Origin of the sequence: Streptomyces sp. H51, assembly GCF_035656535.1 — a bacterium.
In the GTDB taxonomy this organism is placed as follows: Bacteria; Actinomycetota; Actinomycetes; order Streptomycetales; family Streptomycetaceae; genus Streptomyces.
Genome location: NZ_JAYMHD010000075.1, coordinates 221,842 through 241,295 on the forward strand (window position 1 = coordinate 221,842; position 19,454 = coordinate 241,295).

Genomic DNA, 19,454 nt, shown 5'->3' on the forward strand with positions numbered 1-19,454 from the left:
TGAAGGGCCACTCCCGGGCGGCCCCGCCGAACGCGGACGGACCGGCCGCGAAAGGCCGGCCGCTTCCGTCGGCGGCTGAGCGACGCGAACGACGCCCGCTCTTCAACCGTGTGATCTCAAAGACGCAATGCCGGCCGCGGGCTCGTCGCGGCCGGTTCGCGCGGTCCCCCGCGCCCCGAAGGGTCGAGGGCACGCGCCTCGCCGTCGCCGCGGATCTCCAGGGCGGCCCCGTACGGGCCCGTGAAACGCAGACGGACCGGCCCCGAAGGGCCGGTCCGCTCCCGTGCCGGCGGCGGTCAGCCGCGCAGTACCGCTCCCGTGCGCTCGCCCGCCAGGGCGACGGCCGCGTCCCGGGCGGCCGACGCCTCGTCGACCGTCAGCGTCCGGTCCGCGGCACGGAACCGCAGCGCGTAGGCGAGGGACTTCTTGCCCTCGCCGAGCTGGTCGTCGTTCCGGTAGACGTCGAACAGCCGGATGTGCTCCAGCAGTTCGCCCGCGCCCTCGCGCAGCGCGCCCTCGACGTCCGCCGCGGGGACGAACGCGTCGACCACCAGGGCGACGTCCTGTGTGGCGACCGGGAAGGTGGAGATGCCCGGCGCCTGGGGCGTGTCGTCGCCGACCTGCTCCAGCACGTCCAGGTTCAGCTCCATCGCCGAGACCCGCGCGGGCAGGCCCAGGGACTTCAGCACGCGGGGGTGCAGCTCGCCCGCGTGGCCCACGACCCGCTCGGCGCCGTCGACGACGGCCACCAGCTCGGCGCAGCGGCCCGGGTGCCACGGCCCGTACTGGCCCTTGCGGACGATCAGGTCGGCGCCGGTCTCGCGGGCCACGGCGCGCGCCGCCTCGACGGCGTCGGCCCATCCGGCGGGACGGCCCGCGCCCCACCAGCCGACCTGCTCGCGGGCGCCGGCGAGGACGACGGCGACGTGGCGCGGCTGCTCGGGCAGCGCGGCGTTCAGCTCCGCGATCTCCTCGCCGGTGGGACGCCGGTCGACGGGCAGGGCCAGGGCGGCGCGCTGCTCCTCGCGCGGGTGGAAGACCAGGCCCGTCTCGAACAGCGCCAGATCGTGCGAGCCCCGGCCGTCGTTGCGCCGCAGCGCGCCGAGCAGGCCCGGCAGCAGCGACGTGCGCAGCGCGGGCTCCTCGTCGTTGAGCGGGTTGGTCAGCTTCACGACGCGGCGCTTGGGGTCGTCCGCCTCCAGCAGCAGCTGGTCGAAGACCTGCTCGCCGATGAAGGGGTAGGTGGGCGCCTCGACGTAGCCCGCCGCGGCCAGCGCGCGGCCGACGCGGCGGTGCAGCCGCTGCCGGCGGGTCAGGCCCCGGCCCGACGGCGGCTTGGGCAGGGTGGAGGGCAGGTTCTCGTAGCCCTCCAGCCGGATGACCTCTTCGGCCAGGTCGTTCGCCTCGAGCAGGTCGGGCCGCCAGGACGGCACGGTGACGGTCAGCTCGTCCTGCCCGTAGACGTCGCAGCCGACCTCCTGCAACCGCCGTACGACGGTCTCGCGGCCGTAGGCGACGCCCGCGACCTTGTCCGGGTGGTCGGCGGGGACGGTGATGGTGTGCGGCCCGGACGGCGCGACGACCTCGGTGACGCCGGCCTCGGCGGTGCCGCCCGCGAGGAGGACCAGCAGGTCGACGGTGCGCTGCGCGGCGGCGGCCGCGGCCTGCGGGTCGACGCCGCGCTCGAAGCGGCGGGACGCCTCGGAGGACAGCTTGTGCCGGCGGGCGGTGCGCGCGACGGAGACGGCGTCGAAGTGGGCGGCCTCGATCACGATGTCGCTGGTCGCGTTCTCCACGTCGTCGTGGTCGGCGATCTCGGTGTTGGCGCCGCCCATGACGCCGGCCAGCCCGATCGGGCCGCGCTCGTCGGTGATGACCAGGTCCTCGGCGTGCAGGGAGCGCTCGACGCCGTCGAGGGTGACGAGCTTCTCGCCCTCCTCGGCCCGGCGCACGCCGATGGTGCCCTGGACCAGCCCGCGGTCGTAGGCGTGCAGCGGCTGGCCCAGCTCCATCATCACGTAGTTGGTGACGTCGACGGCGAGCGAGATCGGCCGCATGCCGACCTTCTGCAGGCGGCGCTGCAGCCAGATCGGGGAGCGGGCCTCCGGGCTCAGGCCGGTGACGGTGCGCGCGGTGAAGCGGTCGCAGCCGGCCGGGTCGGAGACCGTCACCGGGTAGCCGAACGCGTTCGGGGCGGGCACGTCGAGCAGCGCCGGGTCGCGCAGCGGCAGGCGGTAGGCGATGGCGGTCTCGCGGGCGACGCCGCGGATGGACAGGCAGTCGCCGCGGTTGGCGGTGACTGCGATGTCCAGGACCTCGTCGACGAGTTCGAGCAGCTCGATGGCGTCCTTGCCGACCTCGGTCTCCGGCGGCAGCACGATGATGCCCTTGCTGCCGTCGTCGCCCATGCCCAGCTCGTCGCTGGAGCAGATCATGCCGTGGGACGTCTTGCCGTACGTCTTGCGCGCGGCGATGGCGAAACCGCCGGGGAGGACCGCGCCCGGGAGGACCACGACGACCTTGTCACCGGCGGCGAAGTTGCGGGCGCCGCAGACGATCTCCTGCGGCTCGCCGGTGCCGTTGGCGGTGCCGACGTCGACGGTGCAGAAGCGGATCGGCTTCTTGAAACCCTCCAGCTCCTCGATGGTCAGCACCTGGCCGACGACGAGGGGGCCCTTGAGGTCGGCGCCGAGGTGTTCGACGGTCTCGACCTCCAGACCGGCCGAAATGAGCTTGGCCTGGACGTCGCGGCCGGTTTCGGTCGCCGGCAGGTCGACGTACTCCCGCAGCCAAGAAAGCGGGACCCGCATCAGATCTCCATCCCGAACGGCCGGGTGAACCGGACGTCACCCTCGACCATGTCTCGCATGTCATCGACGTTGTGGCGGAACATCAGCATCCGCTCGATGCCGAACCCGAAGGCGAAGCCGCTGTACTTCTCCGGGTCGACGCCGCAGGCGACGAGCACCCGCGGGTTGACCATGCCGCAGCCGCCGAGCTCGATCCAGCCCTCGGAGGAACAGGTGCGGCAGGGCCGGTCGGGGTTGCCGACGGACTCGCCGCGGCAGACGTAGCACTCCATGTCCATCTCGGCGGACGGCTCGGTGAACGGGAAGAAGTTCGGCCGCAGCCGCGTCTTCACGCCCTCCCCGAACAGCGACTGGACCATGTGGTCCAGGGTGCCCTTGAGGTCGGCCATGGTCAGGCCCTCGTCGACGGCGAGCAGCTCGACCTGGTGGAAGACCGGGGTGTGGGTGGCGTCCAGCTCGTCGGTGCGGTACACGCGGCCCGGGCAGATCACGTAGACCGGCAGCTCGCGGTCGAGCAGCGAGCGGATCTGCACCGGCGAGGTGTGGGTGCGCAGTACGACGCCGGACTCGGTGCCGCCCTGCGGGCCCTCCACGAAGAAGGTGTCGGCCTCGCCGCGGGCCGGGTGGTCGGGGCCGATGTTGAGGGCGTCGAAGTTGAACCACTCGGCCTCGACCTGCGGGCCCTCGGCGACGGCGTAGCCCATGGCCACGAAGATGTCCTCGATGCGCTCCGAGAGCGTGGTGAGCGGGTGGCGGGCGCCGGCCGGCACGCGGTCGAACGGCAGCGTGACGTCCACCGACTCCTCGACCAGCACGCGCGCGTCGCGCTCGGCCTCCAGCTCCGCCTGGCGGGCGGCGAGGGCCTTGTTCACGGCGCCGCGGGCCTGGCCCACGCGCTTGCCGGCGTCGGCCTTGGCCTGCGGGGGCAGGGCGCCGATCTCGCGGTTGGCGAGGGCCAGCGGGGAGGTGCCGCCGGTGTGCGCGACCTTGGCCTCCTGGAGGGCGTCGAGGGAGTCCGCGGCGGCGAAGGCGGCGAGCGCCTCGTCCCGCATGCGCTCGATCTGTTCCGGTTTCAACGCCTCGACCTCGACAGGGTCGTACGACTTATTGGGTGCCGACATCTCTTCCCGTGCTTCCGATTGTCCCCCAGCTACCGCTGGGGGTGCCCCCATGCTGAAGGTCCCCGTCAATCGACTCTTGAGGGCCGTCCATGGGACACCAAGGTGCCAAAGGCCGAGTCTAACGGGGTGAACGTGTGCGAAGGCGCCCGTGGGCCGCTAGGCGAGATACGCCGGCGCCGCCACGGGCAACGTAAATCGGAACTCGGCGCCCCCGCCGTGGGCGCGGCCGACCGTGATGGTGCCGCCGTGGGCCTCGACGATGCCCTTGACGATGTAGAGCCCGAGGCCGGTGCCACCGCGCTTGCTGCCCCGCCAGAAGCGGGTGAAGACGCGGTCCATGGACTCCTCCGGGATGCCGGCGCCCTCGTCGCTCACCGTGACCGACGTGCCGGCGTCCTCCCCTTCACGCGGGGACGCCGTGGGCGTGATGTCGATGCTGACGGTTCCCTCGCCGTGACGCACGGCATTTTCCAGCAGGTTGGACAGCACCTGGTCGATCTTGTCCGGGTCGGCCCACAGCGCGGGCAGCGGCTGCTCGATGCGCAGCAGGAACCGGTCGGCGGGCTGTCCGGCGGCGACGTACGCCTGGATGTGGCGGCCGACGGCGGCTCCGATGTCGACGGGCTGGCGGCGCACCTCCAGCCGTCCGGAGTCGATCCGGGAGATGTCCAGCAGCTCGGCTATGAGCCGGGTGACCCGGTCGGCGTCGGCGTCGACGGTCTCCAGCATCAGCCGTTTCTGGTCGTCGGTGAAGCGGGCCCACTTGGCGAGCAGGGTGGCGGTGAAGCCCTTGACGGAGGTGAGGGGCGAACGCAGCTCGTGGGCGACGGTCGCTATCAGTTCGGCGTGGCTGCGCTCGGTCCGGCGGCGGGCCTCGGTGTCGCGCAGGGAGACGACGACGCGGCGGACGGGGCCGGTGGGTTCGGCGCGGACGTAGCGCGCGGAGACGAGGACCTCGCGGCCGCCGGGGAGCAGCAGGTTGCGCTCGGGCTGCCGTACCCGGATGGCGAGGCCGCCGTAGGGGTCGGTCAGCTGCCACCAGCGGCGGCCTTCGAGGTCCTCTAATGGAAGGGCCTTCTCCAGCCGCTGTCCGAGGGCGTCGCGGGCGGAGCACGCGGTGATGCGTTCGGCGGCGGCGTTGAAGCAGACCACGCGGCCCTGCTCGTCGGCGACGACCAGGCCGTCGGGCAGGTCGTCGGGGTCGACGCCGAGCTCGGCGAGGTCGCCGTGCCGGGGCGCGGGCGGGCGGCGCACGTCGTGTGCATTCCGCGTCCTGCTCGTGCCGACGCTCATATCCCCGTACCCCACCTCTCAGGCACCCGAGTTGGTCACCCTACTAGCTCTCGGTGACGGAGCGGCAGCCTCCGGAGGCGCGCTGTGCACGGGCCGACGCGTAGAGACATACGGCAGCCGCGGTGGCCAGGTTCAGGCTCTCGGCCTTCCCGTGGATCGGCACGCGGACCACGGCGTCCGTAAGGGCGCGGGTCTCCTCCGGCAGCCCCCACGCCTCGTTGCCGAACACCCAGGCGGTGGGTACGCCCATGGCGCCCTTGTCGAGTTCCTCGTCCAGGTCGTGGACTCCGGCGCCGTCGGCGGCGAGGACGCGCACGCCGGCGCTCCGGAGCCCGTCGACCGCGCGCTCGACGGGTACGCCGATGGCGACCGGGAGGTGGAAGAGGGAGCCGACGGAGGCGCGTACGGCCTTGGGGTTGTAGAGGTCGACGGAGGCGTCGGTCAGCACGACGGCGTCGGCGCCGGCAGCGTCGGCGCAGCGCAGGACGGTGCCCGCGTTGCCGGGGTCGCGTACGTGCGCGAGCACGGCGACGAGCCGGGGGCGGGCGGCGAGGACGGCCTCGAAGGGGGTGTCGACGAACCGGCAGACGCCGACCAGGCCCTGCGGGGTGACGGTGGTGGAGATGTCGGCGATCACCTGCTCGTCGGCGAGGTGGATCCGGGCTCCCGCGTCCCGCGCCTCCCCCACGATGTCGGCGTACCGCTCCGCGGCCTCGACGGTGGCGAACAGCTCGGCGAGGCTGTCGCCGTGCGCGGCGGCCTCCCGTACGGCCTGGGGCCCCTCCGCGAGGAACAGCCGCTCCTTGCCCCGGAAGTTCCGCTTGGCCAGCCGCCGGGCGGCCAGGACGCGGGCGGAGCGCGGGGAGATCAGCTCGGGCGTGACGGGGGGCATGCGGTTCACCTCTGCAGTCGGGAAGACCAGCGGACCCGCAGGCCCCGAGGGCCTGCGGGTCCGTCCGGTACAACGGCGCCGGTCCGGCGTCAGGCCGCCTTGGGCGCGTTCACGTCCGCGGGCAGGGCCTTCTGCGCGACCTCGACGAGCGCGGCGAACGCGCCGGCGTCGTTGACGGCCAGCTCGGCGAGGATCTTGCGGTCGACCTCGACGTTGGCGGCCTTCAGACCCTGGATGAAGCGGTTGTAGGTGATGCCGTTGGCGCGGGCAGCGGCGTTGATGCGCTGGATCCACAGCTGACGGAAGTCGCCCTTGCGCTTCTTGCGGTCGTTGTAGTTGTAGACCAGCGAGTGGGTGACCTGCTCCTTGGCCTTGCGGTACAGGCGCGAGCGCTGACCGCGGTAGCCGGAGGCCTGCTCGAGGATCGCCCGGCGCTTCTTGTGGGCGTTGACTGCCCGCTTGACGCGTGCCACTTGTTAACTCCTTGTAGCGGGGCCGTGGTTGTCGTCACACGGCCCGGAATCGATGGGGTCCCGGTCAGAGGTCGGGCGCGGATGCGCGCCCGACGTCACTTGCCGAGAAGCTTCTTGATCTTCGCGGCGTCGCCCGGGGCCATCTCGGCGTTGCCGGTGAGGCGACGCGTCACGCGGGACGACTTGTGCTCGAGCAGGTGGCGCTTGCCGGCGCGCTCACGGAGCACCTTGCCGGAGCCGGTGACCTTGAAGCGCTTGCTGGCACCGCTGTGCGACTTGTTCTTCGGCATAGCGCCGTTCTCTCCTCGTCGGTGGCGCTCCGGTGCCCGGTCGCGAAAACCGGGCACGGTGGAGCGTCGCTCTTGTATCGGTTACATCCTCGGGGACTGTCGTCCCCCGGGATCACGCCTCGGCGGAAGCCTCGGCAGGTGCCTCGGCGCCCACGGTGTCGGCGGCGTCCGCGGCGTTGGCGGCGTCCGCGGCGTTCTGCGACTTGCCGGGGTTCGCCTTCGCTTCTGCCTTGCGGGCTTCCTGCGCCTGGCGGGCCTCGGCCATCGCCTCGGTCTTCTTCTTGTGCGGACCGAGAACCATGATCATGTTCCGGCCGTCCTGCTTCGGGTTCGACTCCACGAAACCGAGGTCCTGGACGTCCTCCGCGAGACGCTGCAGCAGCCGGTAGCCCAGTTCGGGCCGGGACTGCTCGCGACCACGGAACATGATCGTGATCTTGACCTTGTCGCCCTGCTTGAGGAACCGGACGACGTGACCCTTCTTGGTGTCATAGTCGTGCGGGTCGATCTTCGGCCGGAGCTTCATCTCCTTGATGACCGTGTGCGCCTGGTTCTTGCGCGCCTCACGGGCCTTCATGGCCGACTCGTACTTGAACTTCCCGTAGTCCATGAGCTTGCACACGGGCGGACGGGCGTTCGCCGCGACCTCGACCAGGTCGAGGTCGTACTCCTGAGCAAGCTCCAGTGCCTTCGCGAGCGGCACGATGCCGACCTGCTCGCCACTGGGACCGACAAGTCGCACCTCGGGAACGCGAATCCGGTCGTTGATGCGGGGCTCGGCGCTGATGGATCCTCCTCGGTAGCACCACACGCGGCGGTCTGGCGGACAGCCGCGCATACGTCTTTGTTCGTTAGACCTAACCGCACCGAAGCAGAAAAAATGCCCCGGACGATCACAGACGGGGCTCCGAGCACTACCGGAACACCGCCGCGGTGATCGCGGGGCGCACTTTCGGGCGACTCCATCGTCCGTACGGAACGATGGTGACCGCCTGACCGGGGTTGACCCGCCGCCCCGGAGGACGGTCAGGTGGGAGATCGGAGCCTCCACTTGTGGGCCGCACACAGGTGTCCGGCCGGTCGCACTCCAGACTAGCAGGATCACTTGACAAGGGCTAATTCAAGGACGGCCCGCGGGACCGCCTAGGGTGTGGCCCATGAGTGAGACCCCTCCTGAGCATCCCGAGAATCCCGACTTCGACGCCATGACGCGCGACATCGCCGAGGTCCCCGCCGTCGAGGTGATCGTGACCGTCGCCGTGAACCTGATGAGCGCCGCCGCGGTGAAGCTCGGCCTGACCGAAGAGGGGGACAAGTACAAGGACCTGGACGAGGCCCGCAAGCTGGTGACCGCGCTGGCCGGCCTGCTGGACGCCGGCGCCACCGAGATCAGCTCCTTCCACGCGGCGCCCCTGCGCGACGGCCTGAAGTCGCTGCAGCTGGCCTTCCGCGAGGCGTCCGTGGTCAAGGACGAGCCGGGCCAGGGGCCGGGCGAGAAGTACACCGGCCCGGTCTACGGCTAGCTCTACGGCCGGACGGGGCCGCGCCCGGATCCACCGCCGGGCCGCGGGCCGACCGCGCGGGTCAGCGTACGTACAGGGGCTCGCCCGGCGGGGTGGTCCCGGCCGGCAGCAGTGCCAGGTCGAGGCCGCGCACCAGGCGGGCCCGCAGCGTCTCGTCCGCGGCCAGGCGCTCGGCGACGGCGCGGGCGGTCCCGGCGGGCGCGGCGGCCGGGTCCAGCACCAGGGCGAGGGTGCCGTCGGCCTGCCCGGGGCCGAGATGGGCGCGGACGACGCCGGGTTCGGCGGCGACCGCGGCGCGCACCGCCTCGCGCACGGCGTGGTCGGCGAGCGGATCGTCGGTCGTACGCCCCTCGGCGAGCGCGAGCAGCGCCTGCCCGGTCAGCTCGAACGGCACGGGCCCGGACATGTCCAGCACGATGGTGTCCGCCTTCTCGTGCGCGGCGGCCTGCAGTGCCTGGTGCAGCGGCACGGCGACGGGGCGCGCCGCCGGGTCCCAGCGGGTCAGCGCGTCGGTGGAGGTGAACGCGGGCAGGGCGGTGCGGGAGCCCGCCTTCAGCGTCGGCACGGCCATCTCGCTCGTCTTCTCGCGGCGCAGGCCCTTCTCGTCCTCCTCCACCTCGCCGAGCACGGCGACCACGGGGACGAGCAGCCGGGCGCCCTTGAGCGCCTCCAGGACGGGGCCCACGGCGGCGCGGTCCCCGGCCCACGCGGCGAGCGCCGCGCTCAGCCGGGGGTCGGCGGAGCCGTCGTCGTCGGAGAAGGGGGAGTCGGGAATGTTCTTGTTCGCCACGGTCACCGACCCTAATCCAGGGTGTAAGCAGCTCGCCGCGGACCCCCGCAAGGAACCGGCCGTTCACCGTTATCACGGTTTCACGGTTTCGCGGGTTCACGGGCTTCTCAGGTTTTCCTGACACACGTCTCACGTCCGGCTGACGGCCCGCACAGCCACCGCGCCCAGCATCGCGGGCATGGAGTCCTCCGGAGCCCGCCGTCGCCGCCGTGCTCGTCCGTCCCGGGCGCGCCCCCTGCTGTACACCGCGCTCGCCGCGGTCACCGCCGTGGGCGGTACGGCGGCCGGGACCGTGTACGTCGGCGCCCAGGCGCACTCCGGCTCCGGCGTCGTATCGTCGTCGGCGTCGCCGTCGGCCTCCGGATCGGCCACGGCCGGCGGGAAGGAGTCGGTGGCGACGGTGGCGCAGCCCGCGGTGGATCACGACGCCCTGCTCTCGGCCGCGATGAAGTCGGTCGACGCCGAGGACGGGGCCCGGGTGTCGGTTGCGGTGCTGGACCTGGAGTCCGGTGAGAGCGCCCGCTGCGGCGACGGCGCCTTCGACACCGCCAGCATCGTGAAGGTCGACATCCTCGCCACGCTGCTGCTCCAGGCACAGGACGCGGGGCGGCAGCTGACGGCGGCGGAGAGGTCGTACGCCACCGCCATGATCGAGAACAGCGACAACGCCTCGGCGTCCGCCCTGTGGGAGGCCATCGGCGGGGCCGGCGGGCTCGATGCCGCGAACGAGCGGTTCGGACTGACCGACACCGGAGGCGGCGACGGCGCGCTGTGGGGGCTGACCCGGACCACGGCAGCCGACCAGCTGACGCTGCTGGAGCAGGTCTTCGGGAACGGCTCGGAGCTGGGCGACGCCTCACGGGCGTACCTGCGTGGGCTGATGGGACAGATCGCCGCCGACCAGCGCTGGGGCGTGTCGGCGGCGGCCGACGACGGGCGGTGGGCGCTGAAGAACGGCTGGCTGCCCCGCAGCACCACCGGCCTGTGGGTCGTCAACAGCATCGGCAGGGTGGCGGTGGACGGCCGCGGCTACCTGGTGGCCGCGCTGTCGGACGGCAACTCGACGAAGGCGAAGGGTGTTTCGCTGGTCGAGGCGGCGGCACGGGCCGGGGTGTCGGTGTTCACCGACGACGACGTCCCGACCGTGTCCGCCTCGGGTTAGCGCGACCGGGCCGGGTGCGTCCGGCGCGGGTCAGCGGTCGGCACGGGTCAGGGGCCGGCGCGGGTCAGGGGCCGGCGCGGGTCAGCGGTCGGCGTGGTCCTCGCGCCGACCGCGCCACAGCACGACCGCCACGACCAGCAGTACGCCGCCGAGACCGCCCGCGAGCGGGGCCGCCCAGTCGCTGGTGCCGCCGTCGGACTCGGCGGCGTCGGGCCCGGGGCCGAAGTACTTCTCGCCGTACGACACCGCCCGCAGGCCCTCCGGCTTCAGGCGTCCGGCCGCCTCGATGGCCGCGGCCGGGTCGACGAAGCCGAAGCCGCGGGAGTCGTCGTGGCGGCCGGCCGGGGCGTCCCGGGCGGTGTCCTCCAGGAGCTGCTTGATCTGCGCGGGGGCCAGTCCCGGGTGCGCGGCCTTGACGAGGGCCACCGCGCCCGAGACGAACGCCGACGCCGCGCTCGTCCCCCAGCCCTCGTAGTACCGGTGGTCGGGGTCGGCGATGACGATGTCGACGCCGGGCGCGCTGACGGTGGCGTACCAGCGGCGGGTGGAGAAGGAGGCACGGGTGCCGTAGCGGTCGACGGCGGTCGCGGCGATGACGCCCGGGTAGGCGGCCGGGTAGGAGACGTGGTCGCCCTTCTCGCCGCCGTTGCCGGCCGAGGCGACGACGGCGACGCCCTTCTTCAGGGCGTACTGGACGGCCTCGTCCTCGGCGGGTTCGGGATGGGCGGAGGCGGAGTCGTCGCCGAGGGAGAGGTTGATGACGTCGGCGCCGTGGTCGGCGGCCCAGCGGATGCCTTCGGCGAGGGCGTTGCCGCGGGTGCTGCGAGCCTTGCCGCGGGCCGAGTCGCCGTCCTCGAGGATCACACGGACCGGCAGGATCCTGGCCTCGGGCGCGATGCCCATCACGCCCTCGGCGTCGCCGGGACCGTGGCCGTGCCCGGCGATGATCCCGGCCATCGCGGTGCCGTGCCGGGCCCACGCCCGGTCGCCCTTCCGGGCGCCGAAGCCGATCATGTCCTTGGCGGGCAGGACGTTGCCGGCGAGGTCGGGGTGGTCGGCCTCGACACCGGTGTCGAGGACGGCGACGGTGACGCCCTTGCCCTTGGTGGTGCGCCATGCCTCCTGGGTGTGCATGGCGTCCAGGGCCCACTGCTGGGCGCGTATGCCGTCGGCGTGCGCCGCGGTGGGCGGTACGAGCGCGACGGATGCGGCGAGCAGGACGCTCAGGGCGCCGACACGGCCGCGGCGCCTCATGACGGCGCCTCCGTGGCCGAGCCCCTGACGTCCTTGCGCAGGGCCCGCTCGATCCGGTCGGCGATCCCCCGCGCCTCGTGGCCGAGGCCCGACTGGGCGACGGCCGCGGCGTTGCCGGACTGCATGGCCTCCCCGGCGGGCAGCGGGTTGTCGACGGTGCGGCCGTCCGCCCAGCCGGAGACGGCGTAGACGACGACGGGCGCGTCGGTGAGGACGGACACGGTCCACGAGGCGCGCTGCCGGACGCCGAAGCGGGCGGCGGCGGTGTCCGGCGCGGCGTACGGGCGGGGCATCAGGTCGGTGCGGCGGTCCAGGCCCTCGTTCCGGAAGCGGGCGGCGAGGGAGGCCATGCCGGCGGCGTCGGCCCTGGTGAACAGCAGGCCGACGGTGGTGACGTGGCTCTGCGTGGCGTCGGTGTAGGTGGCCCGCAGCAGACGCCGGCAGCCCACGGGCGCGAGCGCCTTCTTCAGCAGCGGGTCGAAGGCCCGCGCGCACCCGCTGTCCGGGGCGACGGCGATCCGCGTCCAGCTGCGGTCGGCGCCGCCGGGACCGGCACCGCGGCCCGCCACCACAGGCGGGAAGAGCCGGTCGACGGAGATGCCGTGCCACAGGCCGCCGGCCGCGGCGAAGGTGTCCCGCGCGCCGCTGTCCCCCGGGTCGCCGATCAGCCAACTACCGGTCAGCGCACCGCCGATGAGCCCGAGTCCGAGTACGACGCAGGCGGCGACGGCGACGGCCCGCGTGCGGAGGTGGCCGGCCAGGGGGCGGGGCCGCCCCTGCGCGTCGTACCCCTCGGGCACCGCGAAGGACACGACGGTGCCCCCGACGCCGGGCACGGGTGCGCTCCAGGACAGGGACGGATCGGGAGCCGGCCGGACGTCGTCCCCCTGCACCGGCATGTCCGCCGCGGAAGCCTCCCGTGCCACCCCGGCCCGACCGTCCGGGACCCGGGGCGACGGAACCGGCCGGCGGGACGGCGGCGGCACGACGGCGTCCCCGACGTGGGGCGACGCAGCGGGACCGCGACTCGGAGGCGGCGGTACAGCGGTGCCTTCGGCACGGGGCGACGGAGCGGGGCTGTGGGCCGGGCGCGGCGGTACGACGCTGTCCTCGGCCTGGGACGGGGCCTCGCGGCCGGCCGAGGGGGCGGTGTCCGGGAAGCGGGCGGAGGCCGACGGCGGGGGCGGGCTCTTCGGGGCGTTCTCCCCGGCGGGCCGGGCACGCAGGCCGGGGACGCGGGGCGGGGTGCCCACGGAGGCGGAGGGCGGGGTGCTCACCGAAGCTGAGGGCGGGGTGCTCACGGAGGCGGAAGCGGGGGCAGTCGCCTCCGCGCCGGTCCCGCCGGGTCGGGCCGGGGGAACCTCGGCACCCGCGTCGGCGCCCGCGTCCGCCTCCGCGTCGGCGTCGTCCCTCCCGGTCGGGGTCCCGGTGGCGGCACGGGGGCCGCCACTCAGCGAGCGCCGGCCGAAGGCGTCGAAGTCGTCGTAACCGTCGAAGCCGTCGCGCGCCTCGAACTCCTGGGTGCCGCGCCACGGCGACCAGACACCGCGGGCCGCTCCCGTGGCCTCCCCCGTCGTGTCCGGCCGCGTCCGCGCCCTGTCCGCGACGGGATCGTCCGGCTCCTCGGGCCCGGGCCGGCCCGTCGCGGGCGGCTGGGCCGGACGGGGCGGAGAGGCGGGCCGCGGAGGGACGGCAGTCGGCCGCGGGGGGACCGGAGTGTGCCGCGCTTCCGTACTCATGCACCCCCCGTTTCCGCGAACCCTGGCCGTCTTCTCGTACGCGCGCCGTCGTGCTTGCGCTCAACGCGCGGGCCGGTCCGTCCCGAACACGCATACCCGCACGCACGGACCGGCACCCCGGCACGGCCCGCGGCCGGCGCGTTCCGCCGTGCGTGCGCGTCACTCTACGGCGTGCCCCTGTCGGAACGGGAACCACTTCGCGACCCCCGGGGTATCTGCCCCAAACGTCCCCCTACCCTGCGGTAATCCTGTCTGGCAGGCTTCGTGCATGACTGCGCGTGCCGCCGACCGGGCCCGTTACGACCGGGCCACCGCCCACCTCGAGGCCCCTCTCGCGATCGTGGACCTGGACGCCTTCGACGCCAACGCCGACGACCTGCTGCGCCGGGCAGGCGGCAAACCGGTCCGTGTCGCCAGCAAGTCCGTACGCTGCCGGGCCCTGCTGGAGCGGGTACTCGCCAAGGACGGCTTCGCGGGCATCATGTCCTTCACCCTCGCCGAGTCCCTGTGGCTGGCGCGCTCCGGCTTCGACGACGTCCTGCTCGCCTACCCGTCCGCCGACCGCGCCGGCTTCGCCGAGCTGGCCTCCGACCCGAAGCTCGCCGCCGCCGTGACCGTGATGATCGACGACCCGGCGCAGCTCAGGCTGATCGACGAGGCGCGCGACGGCGGTCGTGAGGTGGTGCGTGTGTGCCTGGAGCTGGACACCGCCTTCAAGCTGCTCGGCGGCCGGGTGCGCATCGGGGCGCTCCGCTCGCCGCTGCACTCCCCCGCCCAGGTGGCCGACCTGGCCCGCGCGGTGGCCCGGCGGCCCGGGTTCCGGGTGGTGGGGATCATGGCGTACGAGGGGCACATCGCCGGTGTCGGCGACGCGGTGGCCGGGCGGCCGCTGCGCTCCGGGGCCGTCCGGCTGATGCAGGCGGCCGCGCGCAGGGAGCTCACCGAACGGCGTGCGGAGGTGGTGCGCGCGGTGCGGGCCGTGGTGCCGGACCTGGAATTCGTCAACGGCGGCGGCACGGGCAGTGTGCAGCACACGGCGGCCGAGGACGCGGTCACCGAGATCGCGGCCGGGTCGGGGCTGTACGTACCGCGCCTGTTCGACAACTACACGTCGTTCAGCGGGCGTCCGGCCGCGCTGTTCGCCCAGCCGGTGGTGCGGCGCCCGGGCGTGGGTGTGGTGACGGTGCTCGGTGGCGGATACCCGGCCTCCGGCGCGCCGGGGCGCGACCGGCTCCCGGTGCCGTACCTGCCCGAGGGGCTGCGCTACGACCCCCAGGAGGGGCCCGGCGAGGTGCAGACGCCGCTGCTGGGGTCCCCGGCCGACGACCTGCTGATCGGTGACAAGGTGTGGTTCCGGCACGCCAAGGCCGGTGAGCTGTGCGAGCGGTTCGACGCGCTGCACCTCGTCGAGGGCGACACGGTGACGGCGACCGTGCCGACGTACCGCGGGGAAGGCCACACGTTCCTGTAGGCCCCCGTGACCGCCCGCCCCGCCGGTCGCCTCGCCGGTCGGCCCGCCGCCCGTCCTGCCGGTCGTCCCGCCGCCCGTCCCGCCGCCCGCCCCGCCGGGCCGGCGCCGCCCTTCACCACGCCGCTGTACCCGGCGTCCGGCCGGCCCGCTCGCTCGGCGGGCGGCCGGACGACCGGTCCGTGCCTACAGGGGCGTGACGTACGCGCCCGAGATGCCGCCGTCCACCAGGAAGTCGGTGGCGTTGACGAAGGAGGAGTCGTCGCTGGCGAGGAAGGCGACGGCGGCGGCGATCTCCTCGGCCTCGGCGAAGCGGCCGACCGGGATGTGGACGAGGCGGCGCGCGGCCCGCTCGGGGTCCTTGGCGAACAGTTCCTGAAGCAGCGGGGTGTTGACCGGTCCCGGGCACAGGGCGTTGACGCGGATGCCCTCGCGGGCGAACTGCACGCCCAGTTCACGGGACATGGCGAGCACGCCGCCCTTGGACGCGGTGTAGGAGATCTGGCTGGTGGCCGCGCCCATCCGCGCCACGAAGGACGCGGTGTTGATGATGGAACCCCTGCCCTGGCGGCGCATGTACGGGATGGCGGCCTTGCAGCACAGGTACACGGAGGTGAGGTTGACCTCCTGGACGCGCTTCCAGGCCTCCAGGCCGGTCTCCAGGATGGAGTCGTCGTCGGGCGGGGAGATGCCGGCGTTGTTGAAGGCGATGTCGACGCTGCCGTAGGTGTCGTAGGCCGCCTTGAACAGCGCCTCGACCTGCTCCGGGTCGGTGACGTCGACCTTCACGAACAGGCCGCCGACCTCGTCGGCGGCCGCCTTGCCGCGGACCTCGTCGACGTCGCCGCAGACGACGTGGGCGCCCTCGGAGGCGAGCCGGCGCGCGGTGGCGAGGCCGATGCCGCTGCCGGCGCCGGTGACGACGGCGGTGCGGCCGGCCAGGCGACGGCAGATGGTTCCCTCGGTGTTGTCGGTCATGAGCGGCTCAGGCCTCCGTGCTGATGAAGACGTTCTTGGTTTCGGTGAAGGCGGTCAGCGCGTCCGGGCCCAGCTCGCGGCCGACGCCGGACTGCTTGTAGCCCCCGAAGGGGGTCCAGTAGCGGACGCTGGAGTGGGAGTTGACGGAGAGGTTGCCGGCCCGGACCGCGCCGGAGACGCGCAGCGCGCGGCCGACGTCCCGGGTCCAGATCGAGCCGGAGAGGCCGTAGGGGGTGTCGTTGGCGAGGCGGACCGCGTCCTCCTCGTCGGTGAAGGGCAGCAGGACGGCGACCGGTCCGAAGATCTCCTCGCGGGCCGCGGCGGAGTCCGGCGCCGGACGGGTGAGGACGGTCGGCGGGAACCAGAAGCCGGGCCCGTCCGGCGCGCCGCCGCGCAGCGCGGGGGCGTCCTCGGGCACGAACCGCCTCACCCGCTCCAGCTGCCGACCGGAGATCAGCGGACCCATCTGGGTCTTCTCGTCGGCCGGGTCGCCCACCACGACGGCGGCCAGCGCCTCGGCGAGCAGTGCCGACACCTCGTCGTACACGGACTCCTGCACCAGGATGCGGGTGCGTGCGCAGCAGTCCTGGCCGGAGTTGTCGAGGAAGGAGAAGGGGTCGACGGCGGCGCGCAGGTCGGCGTCGGCGAAGACGATGTTGGGGCTCTTGCCGCCGAGTTCGAGGGTGACCTGCTTGACCTGGTCGGCGCAGAGCGCCATGACGTGCTTGCCGACCCGGGTGGAGCCGGTGAAGACGATCTTGGCGACGCGGGGGTGGCGTACGAGGGCCTCGCCCGCGATGTCGCCGCGCCCGGGCAGGACCTGGAAGAGGTGTTCCGGCAGCCCTGCCTCCAGGGCGAGTTCGGCGAGCCGGAGGGCGGTGAGCGGGGTGGTCTCGGCGGGTTTGAGGACGACGGCGTTCCCGGCCGCGAGGGCGGGGGCCGTCCCCCAGGCGGCGATCGGCATGGGGAAGTTCCAGGGGGCGATCACGCCGACGACGCCGAGCGGTTCGAGGATCGTCACGTCCAGGCCGCCGGGCACCGGGATCTGCCGTCCGGTGAGGCGCTCCACGCCGCCGGCCGCGTAGTCGAGGAGGTCGCGGACGTTGCCCGCCTCCCAGCGGGCGTTGCCGATGGTGTGGCCGGCCTCGCGCACCTCCAGCCGGGCCAGTTCCTCGCGGTGTTCGTCGACGACGGCGGCGAAGCGGCGCAGCAGCCGTGCCCGGTCGGCGGGCGCGACGGCCGCCCAGGCACGCTGGGCCCGTTCCGCGCGCCGCACGGCGGCGTCGACGTCCTGTTCCACGGCGCCCGGGACGGTGGCGATCACCTCCTCCGTGGCCGGGTTGAGCACGTCCAGTTCGTACGGGTGGGACACGGGGGGCCTCACAGGCGTTCGAAGGAGCGGCGCAGCTCCCAGTCGGTGACCGCGGCGTCGAAGGCGTCCAGTTCGACGCGGGCCATGTTGTGGTAGTGCGCGACGACCTCGGGGCCGAAGGCGGCCTCGGCGACGGGGCTGTGGGACCACAGCTCGGCGGCCTCGCGCAGGGTGGTCGGGACGTGGGCGAACTCGCCGGTGTAGGCGTTGCCGGGGCAGGGCTCGGGCAGCTCCAGCCGCTGTTCGACGCCGTGCAGGCCGGCCGCGACCAGTCCGGCGACCGCCAGGTACGGGTTGACGTCGCCGCCGGGCAGCCGGTTCTCGAAGCGCAGGGAGCGGCCGTGGCCGACGACGCGCAGGGCGCAGGTGCGGTTGTCGTGGCCCCAGGCGACGGCGGTCGGGGCGAAGGAGCCCGGCTGGAACCGCTTGTAGGAGTTGATGTGCGGGGCGTAGAGCAGCGAGAAGTCGCGCAGCGCGGCGAGCTGCCCGGCGAGGAAGTGGCGCATGACCTCGGACATGCCGTCCGGGCCGTCGCCCGGCATGACGTTGCGGCCGTCCGCGTCGGCGAGCGAGAGGTGGATGTGACAGGAGTTGCCCTCGCGCTCGTTGTACTTGGCCATGAAGGTGAGGGACATGCCCTCCTGGGCGGCGATCTCCTTGGCTCCGGTCTTGTAGACGGCGTGCTGGTCGCAGGTGACCAGGGCATCGTCGTAGCGGAAGGCGATCTCGTGCTGGCCGGGGTTGCACTCGCCCTTGGCGGACTCGACGGTGAGCCCGGCGCCGGCCATCTCGTTGCGGATGCGGCGCAGCAGCGGCTCGACGCGGCCGGTGCCGAGGATCGAGTAGTCGATGTTGTACTGGTTGGCCGGGGTCAGTCCCCGGTAACCCGCGTCCCACGCCTGTTCGTAGGTGTCCTTGAAGACGATGAACTCCAGCTCCGTGCCGACCATCGCGGTCAGGCCGTGCTCGGCGAGGCGGTCGAGCTGGCGGCGCAGGATCTGGCGGGGGGCGGCGACGACCGGGGAGCCGTCGTGCCAGGCGAGGTCGGCGACGACCATGGCGGTGCCGGCGTTCCACGGCACGCGGCGCAGGGTGGACAGGTCGGGGTGCATGGCGAAGTCGCCGTAGCCGCGGTCCCAGGAGGACATGGCGTAGCCGTCGACGGTGTTCATCTCGGTGTCGACGGCGAGGAGGTAGTTGCAGCCCTCGGTGCCGTGGTGGAGGACCTCGTCGAGGAAGAACCGGGCGGCGAACCGCTTGCCCTGGAGGCGCCCTTGCATGTCGGGGAAGGCCAGGACGACAGTGTCGATCTCTCCGCCCGCGACGAGGGCGTGCAGCTCCTCGACACCGAGCGGGGGCGTGCGGTCTGGCACGGGAGAGCTCCTTCGGCTTCTTCGCGTTCTGCTTCTTCGCGTTCTGCGGTCGGGCCGGGAGCCATAAGGTATTGCCGAGAACCATTGCTTGGGAAGGGGGTGCGGCGGCATGTCACCGGATCCGGAGGCGGACCTCACGGACCGGCTGACGCCGGTGCTGCGGCCGGTGCGGGCCGGGAACGGCTTCGAGGAGGCGCTGGAGCAGATCCTGCAGGTCGTCCGGCTGGGCCTGGTGCCGGGCGGCGAGCGGCTGCCCGCCGAGCGGGAGCTGGCGGAGCGGCTCGGGATCAGCAGGGTGACGCTGCGCGAGGTCCTCAAGGTGCTCCACGACCAGGGGCTGGTGGAGTCGCGGCGCGGCCGCTACGGCGGCACGTTCGTGCTGCCCCGCACGGACGCGGGCGGCGAGGACGAGCTGCGGCGGCGGATCGCCGAGGTCGACATCGAGGACGTGCTGCGCTTCCGGGAGGTGCTGGAGGTGGGCGCGGCCGGCCTGTGCGCGACGTACGGCCTGACCGGCGAGCGGGCGGCGCGGCTGCGCGAGGCGCTGGCCCGCACGCACGACGCGCCGCTCGGCGACTACCGCCGCCTGGACACGCTGCTGCACCTCACGCTGGCCGAACTGTGCGGCTCGCCGACGCTGACCGCGCAGTACGCGGCCGTACGGGCGACGGTGAACGACCTGCTCGACTGCATCCCGCTGCTGGTGCGCAACCTGGAGCATTCCCAGCGGCAGCACGTCGCACTGGTCGAGGCGGTGCTCGACGGGGACGCCGACGGGGCCCGGGAGATCATGCGGGAGCACTGCGCGGGGACGGCCGCGCTGCTGCGGGGCTTCCTCGCGTGAGGCGCCGCACGGGCCCACGCGCCCGCGCGACACCGCGCGGGCGCGGGCGGGGCGGGACGCCTGCCGACTCTT

General features: G+C 73.5%; 17 protein-coding genes. 4 read left to right on the forward strand and 13 right to left on the reverse strand.

Annotated elements, in window-relative coordinates; genetic code table 11:
- Positions 1 to 296: 296 nt before the first annotated feature.
- The 7 genes from pheT to infC form a co-directional block, all read right to left on the reverse strand.
- On the reverse strand, positions 297 to 2,810 hold the full coding sequence (gene pheT / locus VKA29_RS27660; RefSeq protein ID WP_324788708.1) for a phenylalanine--tRNA ligase subunit beta: 2,514 nt from the start codon (positions 2,808 to 2,810) through the stop codon (positions 297 to 299).
- A complete protein-coding gene (gene pheS, locus VKA29_RS27665) occupies positions 2,810 to 3,931 on the reverse strand; it encodes a phenylalanine--tRNA ligase subunit alpha (protein WP_324788709.1) in 1,122 nt (373 codons plus the stop codon). Before pheS ends, pheT begins: the two co-directional genes overlap by 1 nt.
- Positions 3,932 to 4,087: 156 nt before the next feature.
- On the reverse strand, positions 4,088 to 5,224 hold the full coding sequence (locus VKA29_RS27670; protein ID WP_324788710.1) for a sensor histidine kinase: 1,137 nt from the start codon (positions 5,222 to 5,224) through the stop codon (positions 4,088 to 4,090).
- Between the two features lie 43 nt (positions 5,225 to 5,267).
- Complete coding sequence (locus tag VKA29_RS27675; RefSeq protein ID WP_324788711.1) at positions 5,268 to 6,116, reverse strand: RNA methyltransferase; 849 nt, start codon at positions 6,114 to 6,116, stop codon at positions 5,268 to 5,270.
- Between the two features lie 89 nt (positions 6,117 to 6,205).
- Positions 6,206 to 6,589: a 50S ribosomal protein L20 gene (gene rplT / locus VKA29_RS27680; protein WP_055492778.1), complete on the reverse strand. Its 384-nt coding sequence runs from the start codon at positions 6,587 to 6,589 to the stop codon at positions 6,206 to 6,208.
- Between the two features lie 95 nt (positions 6,590 to 6,684).
- Positions 6,685 to 6,879 (reverse strand): 50S ribosomal protein L35, encoded by a 195-nt coding sequence (gene rpmI / locus VKA29_RS27685; protein WP_004933563.1) that lies wholly within the window; start codon positions 6,877 to 6,879, stop codon positions 6,685 to 6,687.
- 112 nt (positions 6,880 to 6,991) lie between these two features.
- The gene (infC, locus tag VKA29_RS27690) at positions 6,992 to 7,690 is read right to left on the reverse strand and encodes a translation initiation factor IF-3 (RefSeq protein WP_324788827.1); all 699 of its coding nucleotides are present in this window, start codon (positions 7,688 to 7,690) and stop codon (positions 6,992 to 6,994) included.
- 346 nt (positions 7,691 to 8,036) lie between these two features.
- Between infC and VKA29_RS27695 the strand changes: the two genes are divergently transcribed.
- Positions 8,037 to 8,402 (forward strand): DUF1844 domain-containing protein, encoded by a 366-nt coding sequence (locus VKA29_RS27695; RefSeq protein WP_324788712.1) that lies wholly within the window; start codon positions 8,037 to 8,039, stop codon positions 8,400 to 8,402.
- A 61-nt stretch (positions 8,403 to 8,463) separates the two neighbouring features.
- Here VKA29_RS27695 and VKA29_RS27700 read toward each other — a convergent pair whose 3' ends face one another.
- Positions 8,464 to 9,192: an SseB family protein gene (locus VKA29_RS27700; RefSeq protein WP_324788713.1), complete on the reverse strand. Its 729-nt coding sequence runs from the start codon at positions 9,190 to 9,192 to the stop codon at positions 8,464 to 8,466.
- Positions 9,193 to 9,370: 178 nt separating this feature from the next.
- Between VKA29_RS27700 and VKA29_RS27705 the strand changes: the two genes are divergently transcribed.
- On the forward strand, positions 9,371 to 10,354 hold the full coding sequence (locus tag VKA29_RS27705; protein ID WP_324788714.1) for a serine hydrolase: 984 nt from the start codon (positions 9,371 to 9,373) through the stop codon (positions 10,352 to 10,354).
- Positions 10,355 to 10,435: 81 nt separating this feature from the next.
- Here the strand turns inward: VKA29_RS27705 and mycP are convergent, their stop codons facing one another.
- Together mycP and VKA29_RS27715 are read right to left on the reverse strand one after the other, a co-directional pair.
- Positions 10,436 to 11,608, reverse strand: a complete 1,173-nt coding sequence (mycP, locus tag VKA29_RS27710) for a type VII secretion-associated serine protease mycosin (protein WP_324788716.1) — start codon at positions 11,606 to 11,608, stop codon at positions 10,436 to 10,438.
- Entirely contained in the window at positions 11,605 to 12,444 is an 840-nt protein-coding gene (locus tag VKA29_RS27715; RefSeq protein WP_324788717.1) for a hypothetical protein, read from the reverse strand. Before VKA29_RS27715 ends, mycP begins: the two co-directional genes overlap by 4 nt.
- Positions 12,445 to 13,615: 1,171 nt before the next feature.
- Here VKA29_RS27715 and VKA29_RS27720 point away from each other — a divergent pair.
- The gene (locus tag VKA29_RS27720; protein WP_324788718.1) at positions 13,616 to 14,818 is read left to right on the forward strand and encodes an amino acid deaminase/aldolase; all 1,203 of its coding nucleotides are present in this window, start codon (positions 13,616 to 13,618) and stop codon (positions 14,816 to 14,818) included.
- Between the two features lie 183 nt (positions 14,819 to 15,001).
- Here VKA29_RS27720 and VKA29_RS27725 read toward each other — a convergent pair whose 3' ends face one another.
- The 3 genes from VKA29_RS27725 to VKA29_RS27735 are packed head-to-tail and all read right to left on the reverse strand — an operon-like array spanning position 15,002 to position 18,538.
- Positions 15,002 to 15,793 carry a 3-oxoacyl-ACP reductase gene (locus VKA29_RS27725; protein ID WP_324788719.1) on the reverse strand — a complete coding sequence of 264 codons (792 nt, stop codon included), beginning with the start codon at positions 15,791 to 15,793 and terminating at the stop codon, positions 15,002 to 15,004.
- A gap of 7 nt (positions 15,794 to 15,800) precedes the next feature.
- On the reverse strand, positions 15,801 to 17,165 hold the full coding sequence (locus VKA29_RS27730; RefSeq protein ID WP_324788720.1) for an aldehyde dehydrogenase family protein: 1,365 nt from the start codon (positions 17,163 to 17,165) through the stop codon (positions 15,801 to 15,803).
- Positions 17,166 to 17,173: 8 nt separating this feature from the next.
- Entirely contained in the window at positions 17,174 to 18,538 is a 1,365-nt protein-coding gene (locus VKA29_RS27735) for a glutamine synthetase family protein (RefSeq protein ID WP_324788721.1), read from the reverse strand.
- A gap of 109 nt (positions 18,539 to 18,647) precedes the next feature.
- Between VKA29_RS27735 and VKA29_RS27740 the strand changes: the two genes are divergently transcribed.
- A complete protein-coding gene (locus tag VKA29_RS27740) occupies positions 18,648 to 19,382 on the forward strand; it encodes a FadR/GntR family transcriptional regulator (RefSeq protein ID WP_324788722.1) in 735 nt (244 codons plus the stop codon).
- Positions 19,383 to 19,454: the final 72 nt, after the last annotated feature.